At 68.9% G+C, this 16,758-nt stretch carries 17 protein-coding genes; 7 read left to right on the top strand and 10 right to left on the bottom strand.

The features are described from left to right. Positions 1–112 precede the first annotated feature (112 nt). The gene (locus CKW28_RS18705; RefSeq protein ID WP_234784956.1) at positions 113–1,795 is read left to right on the top strand and encodes a hypothetical protein; all 1,683 of its coding nucleotides are present in this window, start codon (positions 113–115) and stop codon (positions 1,793–1,795) included. A 39-nt stretch (positions 1,796–1,834) separates the two neighbouring features. On the opposite strand, the gene CKW28_RS18700 is transcribed toward CKW28_RS18705, so the two are convergent. The 4 genes from CKW28_RS18700 to CKW28_RS18685 all read right to left on the bottom strand — a co-directional run bounded on the left by CKW28_RS18700 (position 1,835) and on the right by CKW28_RS18685 (position 5,432). After that, on the bottom strand, positions 1,835–2,692 hold the full coding sequence (locus CKW28_RS18700) for a mycofactocin-coupled SDR family oxidoreductase (RefSeq protein ID WP_003925321.1): 858 nt from the start codon (positions 2,690–2,692) through the stop codon (positions 1,835–1,837). Between the two features lie 27 nt (positions 2,693–2,719). Continuing rightward, positions 2,720–3,997, bottom strand: coding sequence for a DUF427 domain-containing protein (locus CKW28_RS18695; RefSeq protein WP_003925322.1), 1,278 nt, complete (start codon positions 3,995–3,997; stop codon positions 2,720–2,722). Next, positions 3,994–4,752, bottom strand: a complete 759-nt coding sequence (locus CKW28_RS18690; protein WP_040546669.1) for an SDR family oxidoreductase — start codon at positions 4,750–4,752, stop codon at positions 3,994–3,996. The genes CKW28_RS18695 and CKW28_RS18690 overlap by 4 nt, the downstream gene beginning before the upstream one ends. A 68-nt stretch (positions 4,753–4,820) precedes the next feature. Then, positions 4,821–5,432, bottom strand: coding sequence for a TetR/AcrR family transcriptional regulator (locus CKW28_RS18685; RefSeq protein WP_003925324.1), 612 nt, complete (start codon positions 5,430–5,432; stop codon positions 4,821–4,823). Between the two features lie 193 nt (positions 5,433–5,625). Here CKW28_RS18685 and CKW28_RS18680 point away from each other — a divergent pair, with 193 nt between their 5' ends. After that, on the top strand, positions 5,626–6,435 hold the full coding sequence (locus tag CKW28_RS18680; protein WP_003925325.1) for an SDR family NAD(P)-dependent oxidoreductase: 810 nt from the start codon (positions 5,626–5,628) through the stop codon (positions 6,433–6,435). Here the strand turns inward: CKW28_RS18680 and CKW28_RS18675 are convergent. The 6 genes from CKW28_RS18675 to CKW28_RS18650 form a co-directional block, all read right to left on the bottom strand. Continuing rightward, positions 6,432–7,559, bottom strand: coding sequence for an acyl-CoA dehydrogenase family protein (locus tag CKW28_RS18675; RefSeq protein ID WP_040546671.1), 1,128 nt, complete (start codon positions 7,557–7,559; stop codon positions 6,432–6,434). The genes CKW28_RS18680 and CKW28_RS18675 overlap by 4 nt on opposite strands. A gap of 1 nt (position 7,560) precedes the next feature. Beyond that, positions 7,561–8,214: a nuclear transport factor 2 family protein gene (locus tag CKW28_RS18670; protein WP_003925327.1), complete on the bottom strand. Its 654-nt coding sequence runs from the start codon at positions 8,212–8,214 to the stop codon at positions 7,561–7,563. Beyond that, entirely contained in the window at positions 8,211–9,860 is a 1,650-nt protein-coding gene (locus tag CKW28_RS18665; protein WP_003925328.1) for a class I adenylate-forming enzyme family protein, read from the bottom strand. Before CKW28_RS18665 ends, CKW28_RS18670 begins: the two co-directional genes overlap by 4 nt. After that, complete coding sequence (locus CKW28_RS18660) at positions 9,857–10,624, bottom strand: enoyl-CoA hydratase-related protein (RefSeq protein WP_003925329.1); 768 nt, start codon at positions 10,622–10,624, stop codon at positions 9,857–9,859. Before CKW28_RS18660 ends, CKW28_RS18665 begins: the two co-directional genes overlap by 4 nt. A 76-nt stretch (positions 10,625–10,700) precedes the next feature. Next, positions 10,701–11,450: an SDR family NAD(P)-dependent oxidoreductase gene (locus CKW28_RS18655; RefSeq protein WP_003925330.1), complete on the bottom strand. Its 750-nt coding sequence runs from the start codon at positions 11,448–11,450 to the stop codon at positions 10,701–10,703. After that, positions 11,440–12,087 (bottom strand): TetR/AcrR family transcriptional regulator, encoded by a 648-nt coding sequence (locus CKW28_RS18650; RefSeq protein ID WP_110844406.1) that lies wholly within the window; start codon positions 12,085–12,087, stop codon positions 11,440–11,442. The genes CKW28_RS18655 and CKW28_RS18650 overlap by 11 nt, the downstream gene beginning before the upstream one ends. Before the next feature lie 96 nt (positions 12,088–12,183). Here CKW28_RS18650 and CKW28_RS18645 point away from each other — a divergent pair, with 96 nt between their 5' ends. The 5 genes from CKW28_RS18645 to CKW28_RS18625 are packed head-to-tail and all read left to right on the top strand — an operon-like array spanning position 12,184 to position 16,754. Next, positions 12,184–13,257: an LLM class flavin-dependent oxidoreductase gene (locus CKW28_RS18645; protein ID WP_003925332.1), complete on the top strand. Its 1,074-nt coding sequence runs from the start codon at positions 12,184–12,186 to the stop codon at positions 13,255–13,257. Then, the gene (locus CKW28_RS18640; protein ID WP_064774569.1) at positions 13,254–14,753 is read left to right on the top strand and encodes a class I adenylate-forming enzyme family protein; all 1,500 of its coding nucleotides are present in this window, start codon (positions 13,254–13,256) and stop codon (positions 14,751–14,753) included. Before CKW28_RS18645 ends, CKW28_RS18640 begins: the two co-directional genes overlap by 4 nt. Further along, positions 14,750–15,934, top strand: a complete 1,185-nt coding sequence (locus CKW28_RS18635) for an acetyl-CoA acetyltransferase (protein WP_003925334.1) — start codon at positions 14,750–14,752, stop codon at positions 15,932–15,934. Before CKW28_RS18640 ends, CKW28_RS18635 begins: the two co-directional genes overlap by 4 nt. Then, entirely contained in the window at positions 15,931–16,356 is a 426-nt protein-coding gene (locus CKW28_RS18630) for a Zn-ribbon domain-containing OB-fold protein (RefSeq protein ID WP_003925335.1), read from the top strand. The genes CKW28_RS18635 and CKW28_RS18630 overlap by 4 nt, the downstream gene beginning before the upstream one ends. Beyond that, complete coding sequence (locus CKW28_RS18625; RefSeq protein WP_003925336.1) at positions 16,353–16,754, top strand: nuclear transport factor 2 family protein; 402 nt, start codon at positions 16,353–16,355, stop codon at positions 16,752–16,754. The genes CKW28_RS18630 and CKW28_RS18625 overlap by 4 nt, the downstream gene beginning before the upstream one ends. The last annotated feature ends 4 nt before the right edge of the window (positions 16,755–16,758 follow it).

Below are 16,758 nucleotides of genomic sequence, written 5' to 3'. Positions count from 1 at the left end.
CGCCGGGGGTGGGCATCGGCACTGGTGAGCGGGATCCGGGCGGCGTCCCGCGGCGTACATCCCCGCGAACACGGATTAGCCGGTATCGGGTCCAGCGGTCTCCGGGCGTTCCGTGGAGAAAACCATTTCCGCGCTGTCTGCCAAGGACAAGTTCCGCAGGCACGGTGTTGCCGCGCTTGCGTCAGGGGTCGCGATCTCGCTGACCGCCCTGACTGCCGGGTTGTCGCCTGCTGTCGCGCAGCCGGACTCCGACGGCGACGTCGTGACGTCGGTCGCACCGGCGCCGGAGATCCCGCAGGTCAGCGCCCCGGAGCCGGAGCAGCCCAGCTCGGCGCCCGAGCCCGCCGCGCCGCAGGCCCCGGCCACCCAGGCGCCCCCGCCCACCCCGGCCCCCGCACCCGAGCCGGAACCCGCGCCGGAGCCCCAGTCTCAGGCACCTCACACCGAGGCACCTCAAACCCAGGCCCCGCGGACCAGCACCGTCGTCGAGACGGCCGAGCCGGAGCCGGCGACCGAGGAGCCGTCGACCTCGGTCGAGCGCGCACCGTCTACCACGACCGCGCCGAGCACCGCCCCGAGCCCCAGGGCGCGGACCACCGAGGAGTCGGACACCGAGGAGACGTCGGACACCGAGGAGACCTCGACGCCGAGCTCGTCGGCCGCGCCGGCGTCGGAGACCAGCGCGTCGAGCACATCCGAGACTTCGGAGCCGACCAGCGGCACCGAGACCACCACGGCGTCGGACGAGTCCGAGGGCACGGGTGAGGGCAAGGGTGAGGGCGAGGAGAACACCGAGGAATCCGACAAGCCGACGGTGTCCATCACCCAGGCGGCCAAGGAACTCGAGACCCTGGTGCCGGAGACCCTGGATGCGCCCGACGACGACATCGAGCTCGCCCGCAAGGCCGAACCGGTCTTCGAGCCGGAACCCGAGCCCGCGCCCGAGCCGGAGATCGAGGCGCTCAAGCAGTCCATCGATCTGTCGCTGGGCCGCGACGGCGACAAGCCCGGCGCCAGCGCCAAGGTCGAGCTGGAGAGCAAGCAGGAGCGCGGCGTCGAGCTGGTCTCCAACGTCCGGCAGTGGCGCCCCGACTGGATCGAGTACGACGAGTACTACCGGCCTGTCCTGATGAACCCGTTCCGCCAGCCGGTGCGCATCGTCTACGTCTACGACATGCGGCCCCGCATCCTTTACATCCCGCCGCTGGCGCGGATGGTGATCGAGGCGGCCCAGTTCGCGGCCTACAGCTTCACCGCGGCCGTGCTGGCGCCGGTCAACGCGGCGATCGACCTGGCACAGGCGGCCACCGCCGTCGCGGTGGGCACGTTCTTCGGCGGCGGCTACTTCCCGGGTGCCGGGCTGCCGCTGCCGCCGCCCCCGCCGCCGGTGGCGCGCTTCGACAACGTGCCGGTACTGGTGAACTACTCGAACGCGCGTTACGAGCCGTTCCGGGTGCGCCAGATCGTCGACGTGGGCGAGGACAAGGTGTACGGCGGGCGCAAGGTGCTGCTCGACGGCGCCACCCCGGTCTGGGGTGAGTGGACCCAGACCGCCAACGGGGAGCGCCAGTTCGAGGTCCGTAAGACCCAGCAGTTCCCGGGTCTGAGCGAACCGGCCGAGGGCCCGCTGCCCGGCGACTACCGGCTGCGGCTGGCGGCCGACGAGTCGTCCACGGGCGGCGGGATGTCCGGGCGCGACATCTTCCTGATGGTGTCCGCCGGTGTGATCGGCACCCTGGGTTTCGGCGCGATCGCCCTGGCGTTCTTCCTCGGCCGGCGGCGACCGGAAGCCTGAGCGTCTCGGGCATCGCTCCAGCGGCTGCTCTCGCGGACCCTACACGCCCATCTTCAGTCCGGCGCCCGCGTCGACGAACAGCTGCTGACCGGTCACGTAGCGTGACTCGTCGGACGCGAGGTAGACCACCGCGTGCGAGACGTCGTCGGGCTCGACGTAGGGGATCGGCATCGCCTGCAGAAGCGGGAAGACCACCTCGGCGTCCTCGCGGGTCGGCTCGGTCAGGTCCGGCCGGAACACCCGGTACATCGACATGTTGTGCAGCATGTCGGTGTTCACGTTGGTCGGATGCACCGCGTTGATCCGGATCTTGTGCGGCGCCAGCGTGAGCGCCAGTGCCTTGGTGTAGTCGCGGACCATCTTCTTGGCCATGCCGTATCCCGCCCCGCCGGGGCCCGATGGACCGCCGCCGTTGGCCATGTCCTTCTGGTCGACCAGTCCGGCGATCGACCCGGTCACGATGACCGACCCGCCCTCGCCGAGGTAGTCCAGCCCGACGTGGATCGTGTTGACCACGCCGACGAAGTCCACGTCGAAGGCGTCGATGTACGCCTTGTACGGAAGGTGGTTGCCCTGCGGGCAGATTCCCGCGTTGGCGACGACGACGTGCAGGCCGCCGAGTTCGGCGACGGCGTCATCGAGAACCTGCTTGAGGCGGGCGCGGTCCCGCACGTCGACCTCGGCGGTGATGGCGCGCCGCCCGGCCTTCTCGACCAACCTGGCCGTCTCCTCGAGATCCTCCCGCGTCGCCAACGGATACTCGTTGGTCGCGATGTCGGCGCAGATGTCGAGCGCGATGATGTCGGCGCCCTCGTCGGCCATGTGCACGGCGTGGCTGCGGCCCTGCCCACGCGCCGCGCCGGTGATCGCCACCACCTTGCCGGTCAGACGGTTCATTTCAAGCCCTCCAATACATTTCGGTTATCACATCGCCGTGCGGTCGTCATGTCCCATCTCCTGCGGACTGCGCTGGAACCCGCGCACCATCGCCTGCACCGTGTACGACGCCACCTGTCGGCCGTCCTGGGTGAAAACTCTGCCCTCGCCCTGCACCAGCCCGCGGCCGGCCCAGAACGCGCGATTGTGGTACAGCAGCCAGTCCGTGACGTCGGCGTCGTCATGAAAAGCGACCGTGGCCTTCATGATTCCGGTCGACAGTGTCCGGTGGGCGTGTGCCTCGCCGAACCCGGCGTGCGGCAACATACCCGCGGCGATGGTCCAGTGCGTCGTCGACTGCGCGAGCAGTGCGGTGTGCAGGTACTGGTGCGGCGGCGCGTCACGGAACCGCACCCACACATTGATCTCCGGCGGCCCCACCCGGTCCGGGTCGGGGTCATACGCCGCGTCCACCACCCGGATCTCGCGCCCCGGCATACCGAAGCCCTCGAACGGGACCGCCCCCGCGGGCGGCGGCACCTCCGGCATCGGGTCGACGTGGGTGAAGACGTCGTCGGCGCCGGCGTCGCAGAGCAGGATCGCGGCGCCGCGCAGGACGCCGTCCTGCGTCGCGCGTACCTCGGCGGTGGAGAACGTCCGGCCCCCGCGCAGCAGATCGACCGAGACGTCGACGGGCTTGGTGAACGACGCGGCCTTGCAGAACACCATCGAGGCCGACGTCACCCGCTGGTCGGGCAGCGTCTTGGACACCGCGACGATCGCCTCGGCGAGCAGCTGGCCGCCCTCGACGACGTCGCGCTGCGTCGGTCCGTGTGCGGGTCCGACGAAGTGATCGCCCTCGGGCACCACGTCGATCAACCGCAGCAGTTCGGCGGCATCACCCCACAGCGGGAACCGGGTGTGCACGACCGTGCCGTCCGGCCAGCGGTCCACCACCACCACGCGCAGCCGCTCGGAGTAGAACGCGACGTGCCCGGCGATCGCCGCCACCTCGGGCAGCGGATCCCGATAGCTCCACGCCACGTTCTCGGCGGTCTGCCCGTCATGCGACGCGGTCCAGTACGACGCCCGCCCCTTGAACGGGCACACGGTCGTGTGATCGGTCTGCTCGAGCAGTTCCCACTTGATGTCGGCGTCCGGAAAGTACAGCCGGTCAATATGTTTGGCTTCTTTGAGGATCAGGCAGCGATCGCTTTCGGCCAGCAGCAGGTCGCCGAACCACACCTGCGCGGTGTAGGTGAAGGGCTCGATGTCGATGCGGTAGTCGGGGTGCGACGGCCACGCCGACTCGACTTGCGTGCTCATACGCGCATCGGCGCCGACGGCGACTTGAGGACGATCGACTCCAGCCCGACGTCGGGAGAGTCGATCGCGCCGGCGAACGTCCCCACCAGCGCGTCGGCCACCGCTTCCGGCGTCATCCGGGTCTCCTGCACCAGGCCCCGGGACAGCCAGTCGTTCAACGCCGTGTCGAGCAGCCCCGGATCGAAGTGTGACGTGAAGTCGGTCGGCACCGTGCCGCCGACCTCCACACAGGCGAACCGGTAACCCGGCTTCTCCAGCCGCCAGGACACCAGGCAGCGCTCCAGCGCGGCCTTGCTCGAGGAGTAGGCACCCAGCGCGGCGTGTGGGTGGCGGACCGAATCCGACGACATCGCCGCGACGATCGCCGACGGGACCAGCACGGGAAGGTGGGCGCGGATGACTTCGTGCACCCCGATCACGTTGGTCTCGAACACATCACGCCAGTCGTCGATGGTGGTGTCGGCAAACATCTTCAGCGGCGCATAGCCCGATGAGGCGAGCAGGATGTCGACGTTTCCCAGCGTTTGGCCGCTCACCTCGGCGAGGCGTTGGCAGTCGGCGGGGTTGCGCACATCGACGGCGACCGCGGCGCCGCCACCGGCTTCGGCCACCACCTCGTCGAGCTTGTCGGTCCGGCGCGCTGCCAGCACCAGTCTGGCGCCTTCCTTACCCGCCCGGATCGCAAACGCCCGGCCGATACCGGCAGAGGCACCGACCACCACGACTCGCTTACCAGCCAACGACCGCTCAGCCATCCAGACCTCCGCAAGACATAGAACAATCTTACAGAGTATGTCTCACTGATACGCCGTCTTGGCGAACTTCAGCGAAGGCCGTTGACGGCGAACCTCTCCACGTAGCGCCGCACGGTGGCGGGCTTGGACATGTCGAAGGTCAGGCCCTCGTTGACCGTCGTGAACGAGTAGATGATCCGGGCCAGCCACTCGCTGGCAGCTTTGACGTCGACGCCGGATCCGACCTCGCCGCGCTCCTTGGCCTGCTGCACATAGGGCATCAGGAACTCGGTGGTGCGTCGCACCGCCGCGTCGGCGTCGGCGATCATGTGCCGCATCAGCTCGGCGTCGTCGGTCATCAGGCGGTTGCGGGTGCGATGGTCGAGCAGGATCTTCGCGTGGGTCTCGGCCATCGCGCCGAGCTGCTCGGCCAGCGTCGACTTCTTCGCCATCGCCGCCGCGATCTCCTGGTAGAACTTCTGCGCGCCGTATTCGATGGCGGCCTCGATCAGGATGGTCCGGTCCTCGAAGTACCGGTACACCGTGCCGCGTGACACATTCGCGGCCCGGGCCACGTCCTGCACGCTCGTGCGGTGTATCCCAAGCTGGGCGAAACATGCGTTGGCCGCCTCCAGGATCTGGTCTCGGCGGTCGGATTCGTGCTGCTCCTCGACGTCGGCCGTGGCCCGTTGGGTCGCCATGTCACCCCCTCGTCGCTGGGATATGCCGTCCTGACCCGTTCATGCTACGGGACACGTGGTGTCGCGGTGTTCCGGCACACCGGCGGTGGCGGTGACGGTTATCACGTGCGATATAGCTAAGCATAGTGACAAAGTGCGTTCAATTGTTACACTCCGTGGCGCTGCTGAGTCGGGTGATGGTGGGAGGCGCGGCATGGATCTCGGGTTGAGCGGACGCAACTTCGTCATCGTCGGCGGGACCACCGGCATGGGATACGCGGCTGCCGAGCAACTCGCCCGCGACGGTGCCAACGTGGCATTGCTGGCCCGTGACGGAGATCGTGCAACCGAGAGGGCCGCGGGGCTGGCCGAGCAACACGGCGTGCGTGCCGTGGGTATCAGCGTCGACGCCGCGGCAACCGGCGACGGTGTGCGCCACGCCATCGACGAGGCGGCCGAGCGGCTCGGACCACTGCGTGGCCTGGCCGTCACCGCGGGTCCGATGAAGCAGCAGGGCCCGTTCCTCGAGCACGCCGACGACTCGTGGGACTGGTACTACCAGACGATCCTGATGGCCACGGTGCGCTCCTGCCGGGCGGTCATTCCCCACCTGCAGCGCAACGGCGGCGGGACGATCGTGACGACGGCGGCCTATTCCGTGCGGGCCCCGAAGATCCTCATTCCGCCGTACAACGCGCTCAAGGCCGCGGTGCTCACGCTGTCCAAGATCCTAGCGAAAACCCATGGGGCGGAAGGCATCCGGGTCAACACCGTGTGTCCGGGGCTGTTCGACACCGAGGTCAACGACTTCATTCGCGCGCAGCGGGCGGCGGAGTACAACGTCGCGGAGGAGGACGCGATCTACACCCACCTGTCGAGCAACCCGGCCTGGAACATGCGGGTGGCACTCGACCGCGGCGGCCGCCCACATGAGGCGGGGGAGTTGATCGCGTTCCTGCTCAGCGACCGCGCGGCGTACACGACCGGCGCGGCGATAAACATCGACGGCGGAACGGATTTCTAGATCCCGGCGCGGTCGGCGAGCAGGCCGCGGTGGTAGGCGGCGTCGCCCAGCAGGTGCTCCGATGACTTCGCCCGCTTGAAGTACATGTGCGCGGGATGCTCCCAGGTGAACCCGATTCCGCCGTGGATCTGGATGTTCGCCCCGGCCGCCTTGGTGTAGACGTCCGTGCAGTACGCCTTGGCCAGCGAGGCGGCCGCCGGAAGCTCGTCCAGCCCCCGTGCGGCGGCGTACACGGCGTACTGCGCTGCGCCACGGGCACACTCGATCTCCAGCATCAGATCGGCAAACCGGTGACGGATCGCCTGGAACGACCCGATCGGCTTGCCGAACTGGTGACGGGTCTTGGCGTAGTCCACGGCGATCTCCAGGCACCGCTGCGCGCCGCCCACCTGCTCGAGAGCCAGGAGGGCGGCAGCGATATCGAGGGCGTGCGACAACGACGGCCACGCCTGCCCCTCGGCCCCGATCAACTCGGCGGGGGTGTCGGTGAAGTCGATGCGGCCCTGCCGCCGGGTCGGGTCCAGCGTCGAGAGCATCCGCCGGGTCAGGCCCTCGGTCTGATCGACCGCCAGCAGTGAGATGCCGCTGTCCGTCCGAGCCGCCACCAGCAGCAGGTCGGCGGCGTGGCCGTCAAGGACGAATGTCTTGCTGCCGTTGATTATCCAGCGGCCGCCGTCGTGACGCGCGGTGGTCTGGACGGCATCGGCGCTCCACCGCCCGGACTGCTCGGTCAGCGCCAGCGCCGCGATGGTCTCACCGGTCGCGATGCCGGGCAGGTACCGCGACTTGGCGGCGTCGTCGGCACTGCACAGCAGGGCCGTGCCGGCCAGCACGACCGAGCCGAAGAACGGGCCGGGCAGCAGCGCGCGGCCGGTTTCCTCGACGACAACGCCCAGCTCCGAGTAGCCGAAGCCGCTGCCGCCGAACTCCTCGGGGATGGCCACCCCCTGGAGCCCGAGCTGGTCGGCCATCTGGCGCCACACCGCGCGGTCGTAGCCCTCGGGCGTCTCCATGATGCGGCGCACCTCGTGCTCGGGCATCTTCTTCTCGAAGAACCCGCGCACCGTTCGGCGCAGCTCGTCCTGTGCGTCGGTGGCGGCGAATGCGTCTGGGATGTCGGTCATCTCATCGACTTCCTTGGTCCGTTCGGCCGGTGGGGTCGACACGGGGATCGGGGTTGTCACGGCGGAGTTCGCGCAGCCACGCACCGACCGGCGCGGGCGCGCGCACCGGTGCGTCGGGGCGGCCGGGAGCGGCCTCCCAGAACTCCCGCCAGGAGGGGAAGGCCTCGTGCAGGTTGCCGTCGTGACGGTCCCGGCCCGGGAACCGCATCTTGTGCGGACCCACCGGAGGATCGGTGATATCGCACTCGTACCAGAACAGCGGTGTGCGTTTGCGGAAGAACCAGTGGCCGTCGCGACGCTGGTAGCGGTCCAGGTAGGCCAGCATCTCGATCACCCAGACAGATTCGGTCTCGAGATCGTTGCGGGAGTACACCAGACCGCTGGCGGTGTCGGCGTCGTGGATGTCGATCACGTGGCCGAGTACCCCGTGCGCACTGCCCAGCAGGTTGGTGCGCAGTTCGGTGTCGTACCAGTCGCGCAACGCCGCGCGCCCGCGCCGGCCACCGGGCACCTTCACGTCCTCGACGAACAGGTTGACCAACGCATCGAGGTCGCGCATGTCCAGCGCGACCGCGTACTTCGCGGCGAGCTGGCGGATCTCGTCGAGCGCCTCGAGGCGCGCGATCCGGGCTTCGAGGTCGGCCAGCGAGGTCAACAGAGCTCTCCCGAGGCCATGAGTTGAGTCAGCCGCACCTTGTCGATCTTGTTGGTGGTGGTGTACGGCAGGCGGTCGGCGTCGGACAGGATCGCCCACTTCTTGGGAACTTTGTACGCCGCGAGCCTGCTGCGGCACTCGGCCACCAGATCGTCGGCCGTGGCGGTGTATCCCTCGTTGAGCACCACCGCGGCGCTGACGATCGCCCCCTTCTCCGGATCGGGAACGCCCACGACATAGGCGATGCGCACGGCCTCGATCTTGCCCAGCGCGGCTTCGACCTCCATCGGCGCCACGTTGGTGCCCGAGGTCTTGATCATCTCGTCGAGGCGTCCGGCGAAGTACAAGTGGCCGTCGTCGTCGCGGTAGCCGGCATCCTTGGTGTGCAGCCAGCCGTCCCGGTCCACCAGCTCGAACCAGTGCCTGCCCACCATTGCGCGCATCATCGCGGTGCCGCGCACGCAGATCTCACCGGTGACGCCGTTGGGCACCTCGTTGCCGGCCTCGTCGACGATCTTGTGCTCGTAGCCCGGCGCGGATACGCCCAGCGAGCCGCGCTTGGCCTCGGGCAGCTCCTCGTGCGGCGGCCACCAGGTGTGCGAGCTGCAGGTCTCGGTCATCCCGAGCTGCGCGACCCGCAGCGACGGGTCGGGAGTGCGGCGCTCCGGCGGCAGCAGCACCTGCTGGTAGCCCTCACGCAGGCTCGACAGGTCGGTCGACGCGAAATCGGGATGGTTCACCAGAGCGGGCCCGATGTGACCGAACCCCGTTGTATAGGTTGCTTTCTCGCTCTGCAGGAGTCGCAGCACCTCGCCCGCGTCGAACTTGTGCTCGGTGAGGATCGCGGCGCCGACCTGCATCGGGCCCAGGAACCCGAAGACCAGTCCGGCGACCCAGAAGAACACCATGGGTACGTAGATACGGTCGTTGTGATCCCAGTCGTGCGCCGTGGCGATGAACCGGGAGTGGGTGATCGTCGTGCCGTGGGTGTGGATGATGCCCTTCGGTGTCGACGTGCTGCCCGAGGTGTAGATGACGAGCAGGTCGTCGGCGCTGCGCACCGTCGCTTCGCACGCCTTGCGGAAGTTCTCCGGAACGGGGTCCGGCCACGAGCTCGGCCACTCACGGCGGGCGGTGCCGAGCGGAAGGATGTTGCGCAACTGGGGGAGTCGCTCGATGCGCAGCTGTCCGTCGACGACCTGCCACTCGCCTGCGGCGGCCTCGATCCGTTCGAACATGTCGCGGCCGAGCAGCGTCTCGACGGCCAGCAGGGTGTGGATGTCGGCGTCGCGCAGCACCCACTCCAGCTCGGGTGGCTGGAAGAAGGTGTTGATCGGCACCGCGACGGCGCCGATGCGGGCGGTCGCCAGGAATGCCGTGACGAAATCGGGGCCGTTGGGCGCGAGGATGCCGACCCGCACCCCCTTGGTGACCCCCGCGGCGAGCAGCCGTGCCGCCATGTCGGCCGACCGGTCCTCGGCCTCGCCGTAGGTGATCCGCTCCACCGAACCGTCGCCGGTGACGGTGACCACGAGATCGCCGGCGCTGTGGGCACCGGTCACCGCCGCCAGCATCGCGGGGAGCACCGCGTCGTAGGGCAGCGGTTCGTATCGGAACACCCGTGTGGCCGACGGCGTCGACGTCATTCGACCACCCAGCGCGGTTCCCGCTTCTCGGCGAACGCGACCATCCCCTCGCGGTAGTCGGGGTGAGTCATCTGGTGCTGCAGCACATACCGGTAGGCCACGTCGTGTGCGGCGTGCAGACCGACGTCCAGGCTGGTCCACATCGCCTTGACGGAGGCCTGCACGGTCGCCGGGGACAGCTTGGTGATCGCCAGCGCGATCTCGCGGGCGCGCTCCTGCAGTCGGTCCGCGGGCACCACCTCGTTGATGAGCCCGATCTCGTATCCGCGCTGCGCGGAGATCCGGCCCTGCTTGGTCATCAGCGCGAGCTGCATCACCATCGACAGCGGCATGCGCCGTAATAGCACCGCGGGTTCGAGCGCGAACACGTTGCCGACCTGCAGGTGCGTGTCGATCAGTTCGGCATGCTCGGCGGCGATGATCAGGTCCGAGTCGGCCACCTGGTGCAGCGCCCCACCGACCGCCATGCCGTTGAGGGCGCAGATGACCGGCTTCCACACGTTGTGGTGCAGCCGGGAGCCGGGCACTTTGTTGCGGATGCCGCTCTCGGCGGTGGCGCGGATGTCCTGCCCCGCGCAGAACGCGCGGTCGCCGGCGCCGGTGATGATCGCGACCCGGATATCGGGGTTGTCGCGCACCTGCCCCCACGCCCAGGCCAGCTCCGTGCGGGCCAGGTCGTCGGTGGCGTTCAGCCGCTCAGGGCGGTTGAGGGTGATGGTGGCGACATGGTCGCTGACGTCGAACAGAATTCTTTTCAGATCCATTGAATCCCTCGGCCTCCCGGCGCGCACGCTGTTGAACAGAGTATCAGGTTATGTTTCATCGTTCCGCTAGTGGTCGTTACGGCATCCATTGCCCGCCCGAGACCGAGACGAGCTGACCGGTGACGTGCCTGGCCGCCGGTGAGCACAGGAATGCCACCGTCGCGGCGACGTCCTCCGGCTCGCCGAGGCGGTCCAGCAGTGTCGACTCGCGCATGGTGGCGAGTTCCTCGTCGGTCTTGCGGGACAGCAACCACGGTGTGGCGGTGGTGCCCACCACCACCGTGTTGACCCTGATGCCCGAAGGTCCCAACTGCACCGCCATCAGCCGGCTGAGCCCCTCCACACCCGCCTTGGCGGCGGCGTAGGCGGGTGGGCCGGTGCGCACACCGTGCGCCGACACCGAGCTGATGTTGACGATCGCCCCGGTCCGCTCCTCGACCATCTGGCGGGCCACCACCTGCGACATGACGAAGGTGCCCTTGAGGTTGACGTCGACGATGCGGTCCCAGTCCTCGTCGGTCTGGTCGAGGAAGCTGCCCGGCAGCGTCATGCCGGCGTTGTTGACCAGAGCCCGGATGGGCCCGTGCGCGTCGGCGAGCTCGCCCATCGCCCGCTCGACGGCGGGCCGGTCGGTGATCGAGAGCTGCAGCGGGATCAGCTTGCCCTGCCGCGCAGCATCGGAGTCCGCGGCCCGCGTGATCGCCTTCTCGTTGACGTCGATGACGGCGGTGCGGTAGCCGGCGTCGATCAACGCCGCGGCGATCGCCTCCCCGATTCCGCGCGCCCCGCCGGTCACGACCGCGACGGGCACCACCTCAGACGACATCGCGCCTCCTCACCGGGTTGGCAACCGTGCGCGACTCGCGCTCGATCCGATCGAGCGTCGGGCGCACCAGGCGCACGGCGTCGGCCATCAACTCCACGAGATCACCCTTTCCGTCGGCGGACACCCACAGGTCGATCGCGGTGCGGTTGGCGCCGTTGATCACGGTGGCCGCCAGGCGCGGCCGTACGTCGACCGCGGCGTCGGAGCCAAGCCACCGCGCGACCTCGGTTGTCATCTGGTCGATCCAGTCGTCGTTGATCCGCAGCATGGTGGCGCGCAGCGCCGGAAGTTCGCCGTACATCCGCGCCCGGACCAGGAAGATGCCCGGGTTCTCGGCGATGGCCGTGGCGACCGCTTCGGACGCCTCGGCCAATGCCTTCCACAACGACCCGCTGCGCGCGGCGCGGAATCGGCGGGTGGCTTCGGCGAGTCGGTCGGCATACCCGTGAAAGAGGATGTCCTCCTTCGCGGCGAAGTGGCGGAAGAAGGTGCGTGGGGCGACGCCGGCCGCCTCGGCGATCTGCTCGACCGTGGTCTGCTCATATCCGTTGACCGTGAACAGATCGATCGCCGCGGCGATCAGTGCTTCGCGGTTGCGGTGACCGCGCACCCGACGCTGGTCCGTACTCGCGGTCACACGACCTCCAGCGATAGAACGGATTGACGATATTTGTTCAATCGTGCAATATAGTGACAGTAACTGCAACTACTTTTCCGAAACGGAGGTAGCGCCTTGCGGTTCGGCGTGTTCATCCTTGGAGACAAACCCAATCACCTCAGCCATGCGCAGGTGCTCGCCAACGTGCTGGAGGAAGCGCAGTGGGCGGAGGAGTTCGGCTACGACGAGATCTGGCTGGCCGAACACCACTTCTCGCCCTACGGCACCCTCGCGGACCTACCGCTGGTCGCCGCGGCCATCGCCGCGAAGACCGAGCGGATCAGGATCGGCACCGCGTGCATGGTTGCGCCGTTCCACGATCCGATTCAGCTCGCTGAGCGAATCGCCCTGGTGGACAACCTCAGCGGTGGCCGGTTCGACGCCGGCTTCGGACGCGGGTACCAGGCCCACGAGTTCAAGGGCTTCGGCATCCCGATGGACGAGGCCACCGCGCGCTACCAGGAGTGCGTGGAGATCGTTGACCTGTTGCTGACGCAGGAGAACGTCACCTACGAGGGCAAGTTCTGGCAGTTGCACGACGTCACCGTCCATCCGCGTCCGGTGCAGAACCCGATTCCGGTGTGGGGCACGGTGATGAAGACGCCGTCGAGCTTCGAATGGTTGGCCGACAAGGGATTCGGCGCCATCATCGGCAACCCTTACCAGGTTGACCCGGACCTGCAGGGCGCGCTGGACCTGTATCTGGAGACGCAGGCCAAGAAGGGGCTGGAGGCCGCGACCGGCAACGTCTGGGCGCTGCTGAACGCGTTCTGTCATCAGGACGACGCGTTCGCCAGAAGCTATCCGCGCGAGAGCATCGAGCTGTCCATCGAGACACACCGCAAGTACTCCAGCCCGTTCGAGCGCGGCGGGGAGATCCCGGCGGACTACAAGGCGTACGCCGACTGGTTCGAGAAGCACGACAAGCAGAGCTATGAGCAGGTGCTCAACTCGCACCTCACGCTGATGGGCAACCCGGACCGGATCATCGAGAAGATTCGCACTGTCATCGACATGGGCTGGCGCAACATCATGCTGCGCATGTCGCGTGGCGGTGCGATGGATCGCGCCAAGGTCCGTGACTCGATGAAGCTGTTCGCCGACGAGGTGATCCCGGCGGCGACCGAACTCGCGAAAGCGTCGGCTTGAGTCAGCTGCCAGACCTCAGCGCACACATTCGCGCGGTGCTGGCGCTCGATCCGTCCGCGGAGGCCGTCGAGTACCAGGGCGCCTGGACAGACTGGAAGACCGTCGCGCATGTTGCCCACGCGGTGGAATCCCGGTTGACGGCAGCGGGACTGGGCGCGGGCAGCCCGGTTGGGCTGATCCTGCGCAACCATCCGGCGATGGTGGCGGCGCTGCTGGGCGTGCTGCTCGTGAACGGCTGCGTCGTCACCATCAACGCCAGCAGCGGCGACGCGCGGTTGGCCACCGACCTGGAGGAGCTCCGGCTGCCCGTGGTCATCGGCCTGGGCGCGGACTGGGGGCGACCGCACATCGTCGAGGCGGCGGCCGGCGCGCTCGGGCTCGAGGTGGCCGCGGACCCCGCGTCGGTGCGGACGGTGACCGGTCGCGGGAGCGTCGGTGCCGGGCCGTTCCGTCCCGACCGGCCCGGGGTGGCGGTCGAGATGCTGACCAGCGGGACCACCGGACCGCCGAAGCGGGTGCCGTTGTCCTACAACGCGTTCCAGCACACTGTCGCCGCCGCTGGGGCGCACTACGGCAGCGGTGACAATGGCCAGGTCCGGCTGCGCTCCGGCGTGGCGATCATTAGCTCGCCGCTGGTCCACATGTCCGGGCTGTTCCGTACCCTGCTCAACATCTGCGAGGGTCGCCGGATCGCGCTGCTCGAGCGTTTCCGGGTGGACGACTTCGTCGACCTTGTGGTGCGGCACCAGCCCAAGGCCGTCAGCCTGGTGCCCTCGGCGCTGGCGATGGTGCTCGACGCCGGGGTGCCGCCGGAGGTCTTCTCCAGCGTCAAGGTCGTCACCTCGGGCACCGCGCCGCTGCCGGTCGAGCTGCAGGAGGCTTTCGAGGAGCGCTACGACGTCGCGGTGCTGCCCTCGTACGGCGCCACCGAGTTCGCGGGCGGCGTCGCGGGCTGGAACCTGGCACTGCACCGCGAGTGGGCGAAGATCAAGCGGGGCAGTGTCGGCCGCCCGCAGCGCGGGCGCGAGGTGCGCATCGTCTCGCCCGAGGACGGGGCCGAGCTGCCACCCGGTACCCAGGGGCAGATCGAGGTCCGCACGCGGGGCGGAGAGTGGGTGCGCACCACCGACCTCGGCCGCCTCGACTCCGACGGGTTCCTGTTCGTGGACGGACGCACCGACGACGCGATCATCCGGGGCGGTTTCAAGATCTCCCCGGCCGACATCGCCAACGCGTTGCGCAGCCACCCCGCGGTGCGCGACGCGGGGGTGACCGGCCTGCCCGATCCACGACTGGGTGCGGTGCCGGTCGCCGCGGTGGAACTCGCCGGAGGCGCCCAAGCCGAACCCGACGAACTGCTGGACTTCCTTCGCCAGCGGCTGACCCGATACCAGGTGCCGGCGCGGCTGCTGGTACTCGACGAGCTGCCCCGCACCCCGTCGCTGAAGGTCAGCCAGCCCGCACTGCGAGAACTGTTCGAACAGGAGCCGACGTGAGCAACAACATTCGTGCTGGCGGCATTCGGGGTGGCACCGCCATCGTCGGTGTCGCCGACGAGGTGTCGCCGTCCGGCGTCATCGACGTGCCGCTGCGAGAACTCGAGGCCCGGGTGATCACCGCGGCGCTCGCGGACGCCGGCCTGTCGCTGTCGGATGTCGACGGGCTGTGCACATGCACCGGCGGCACGTTGATGCACTCGGTGGAACTCGCCGAATACCTCGGCATCTCACCGCGATTCACCGACGCCACCCAGACCGGCGGGGCGAGCTACGGGCTCTACATCGAGCACGCCGCCGCCGCCATCGCCGCCGGGTTGGCCGAGACCGTGGTGATCGTCTACGCGTCCACCCCGCGCGCGGCCCGCAAGCGCGGTGAGAAGGGCCTCGGGGTGTTCGCCACCCCGGAGCGGCTGGAGTGGGAGACCCCGTTCGGCGTGATGCTGCCGCTGAGCGCCTACGCGCTCGCCGCCAACCGGCACATGGCGGTCTACGGCACCACCGCCGAACAACTCGCGCAGATCGCGGTCGACACCAGGACGTGGGCCACCCGCAATCCGCGCGCCAATCAACGCGATCCGATCACCGTCGACGACGTGCTGAACTCGGGCTACGTCGTTGAACCCATCCACAAGCTGGAGTGCTGCCTGGTCACCGACGGTGCCGCCGCGATCGTGGTCACCAGCGCGGAGCGGGCCCGCCACCTCGAGCGCCCGGTCTACGTGCTGGGTGCGGCGTCGGCGGCGTCGCACGCGATGATCACGCAGATGCCCGATCTGACCGTGACCCCCGGTGCGGTGTCGGGGCCCGCGGCGTTCGCAGCCGCCGGGCTGCGGCCCGACGACATCGACGTCGTCGAACTGTACGACTCGTTCACCATCACCGTGCTGCTGGCGCTGGAGGATCTCGGCTTCTGCAAGAAGGGTGAGGGCGGACCGTTCGTCGGCGACGGGGTGCTGGCACCGGGCGGCGCGCTGCCCGGCCAGACCACCGGGGGCGGGCTGTCCTACACGCACCCCGGGGCGTTCGGGGCGTTCCTGCTGGTCGAGGCCACCCGGCAGCTGCGCGGCGAGTGCGGCGACCGGCAGGTGGCCGACGCCCAGACCGCGCTGGCGCACGGCACCGGCGGCGTGCTGTCGGCGACGTCGACGGTCATTCTCGGGACGGAGGCGGTGCTGTGAGCAACCAATCTAACGCCAACGAGGCCAACACCAACGGCCTGCCGGTCCCCGAACCCAGTGCGGTCTCCGCACCGTTCTGGGAGGCGACCCGCAAGCACCGGCTGGTCATGCAGCGCTGCACCGCGTGCCGACACCTGGTGTGGTACCCGCGGCACGTGTGCCCGCGCTGCGGCGGGTTCTCGCTGGAGTGGGAGCAGCTGTCCGGCCAGGGCGTCGTCTACGCGGTCAGCATCCACCACCGGCCCGCGCATCCGGCGTTCGCCGAGCGGGTGCCGTACTCGGTTGTGCTGGTCGACCTGGACGAGGGCGCCCGGATCATGTCCAACGTGTTCGGGCCGCCGCCGTCGGTGGGGGACCAGGTGTCGCTGACCTGGCTGCGGCTGGACGACGGGCGCAACCTTCCGGTGTTCGAGCCCCGATGAGCGACGCCGAACTGCGCCGGATCCGCGAGGAGATCGTGTTGCGTCATGTCGCGGGTGAGAACGACCGTGACCTGGAGGCCATCATGGCCACCTTCACCCACCCGCGGTACGAAATCGTGCCCAGCGGAACCGTTTACGACGGTGACGCCGCGGTCCGGCAGATGGTCCTGCGCCAGTGGACGGAGCTGCCGCGGTTGCGGTACACGGCGGAGGCCATCTACCACGGTCCCGACGGGCTCGCGGTGGAGACCCGAACGACGTGTCCGGGCACCGACTTCGACATGCTGAGCATGAACGTCTTCGGCTTCGACGGCGCGGGGTTGGTGCTGGAGCGCTGCTACTTCGACCAGGCGCTGTTCGGTGCGCAGCTGAAGGGCATCGGTAAGTGGAACGATTGAACAC

Source organism: Mycolicibacterium thermoresistibile (genome assembly GCF_900187065.1).
GTDB lineage: Bacteria > Actinomycetota > Actinomycetes > Mycobacteriales > Mycobacteriaceae > Mycobacterium > Mycobacterium thermoresistibile.
The sequence above is the reverse complement of the archived record's forward strand: the minus strand, read 5'-3'. Positions and strand labels throughout refer to the sequence as shown.

Bases quoted from the DNA above. Each gene is read 5' to 3' on its own strand.
- CKW28_RS18700 (WP_003925321.1), bottom strand. From the start codon at position 2,692: ATGAACCGTCTGACCGGCAAGGTGGTGGCGATCACCGGCGCGGCGCGT.
- CKW28_RS18695 (WP_003925322.1), bottom strand. From the start codon at position 3,997: ATGAGCACGCAAGTCGAGTCGGCGTGGCCGTCGCACCCCGACTACCGC.
- CKW28_RS18690 (WP_040546669.1), bottom strand. From the start codon at position 4,752: ATGGCTGAGCGGTCGTTGGCTGGTAAGCGAGTCGTGGTGGTCGGTGCC.
- CKW28_RS18685 (WP_003925324.1), bottom strand. From the start codon at position 5,432: ATGGCGACCCAACGGGCCACGGCCGACGTCGAGGAGCAGCACGAATCC.
- CKW28_RS18680 (WP_003925325.1), top strand. From the start codon at position 5,626: ATGGATCTCGGGTTGAGCGGACGCAACTTCGTCATCGTCGGCGGGACC.
- CKW28_RS18675 (WP_040546671.1), bottom strand. From the start codon at position 7,559: ATGACCGACATCCCAGACGCATTCGCCGCCACCGACGCACAGGACGAG.
- CKW28_RS18665 (WP_003925328.1), bottom strand. From the start codon at position 9,860: ATGACGTCGACGCCGTCGGCCACACGGGTGTTCCGATACGAACCGCTG.
- CKW28_RS18660 (WP_003925329.1), bottom strand. From the start codon at position 10,624: ATGGATCTGAAAAGAATTCTGTTCGACGTCAGCGACCATGTCGCCACC.
- CKW28_RS18655 (WP_003925330.1), bottom strand. From the start codon at position 11,450: ATGTCGTCTGAGGTGGTGCCCGTCGCGGTCGTGACCGGCGGGGCGCGC.
- CKW28_RS18625 (WP_003925336.1), top strand. From the start codon at position 16,353: ATGAGCGACGCCGAACTGCGCCGGATCCGCGAGGAGATCGTGTTGCGT.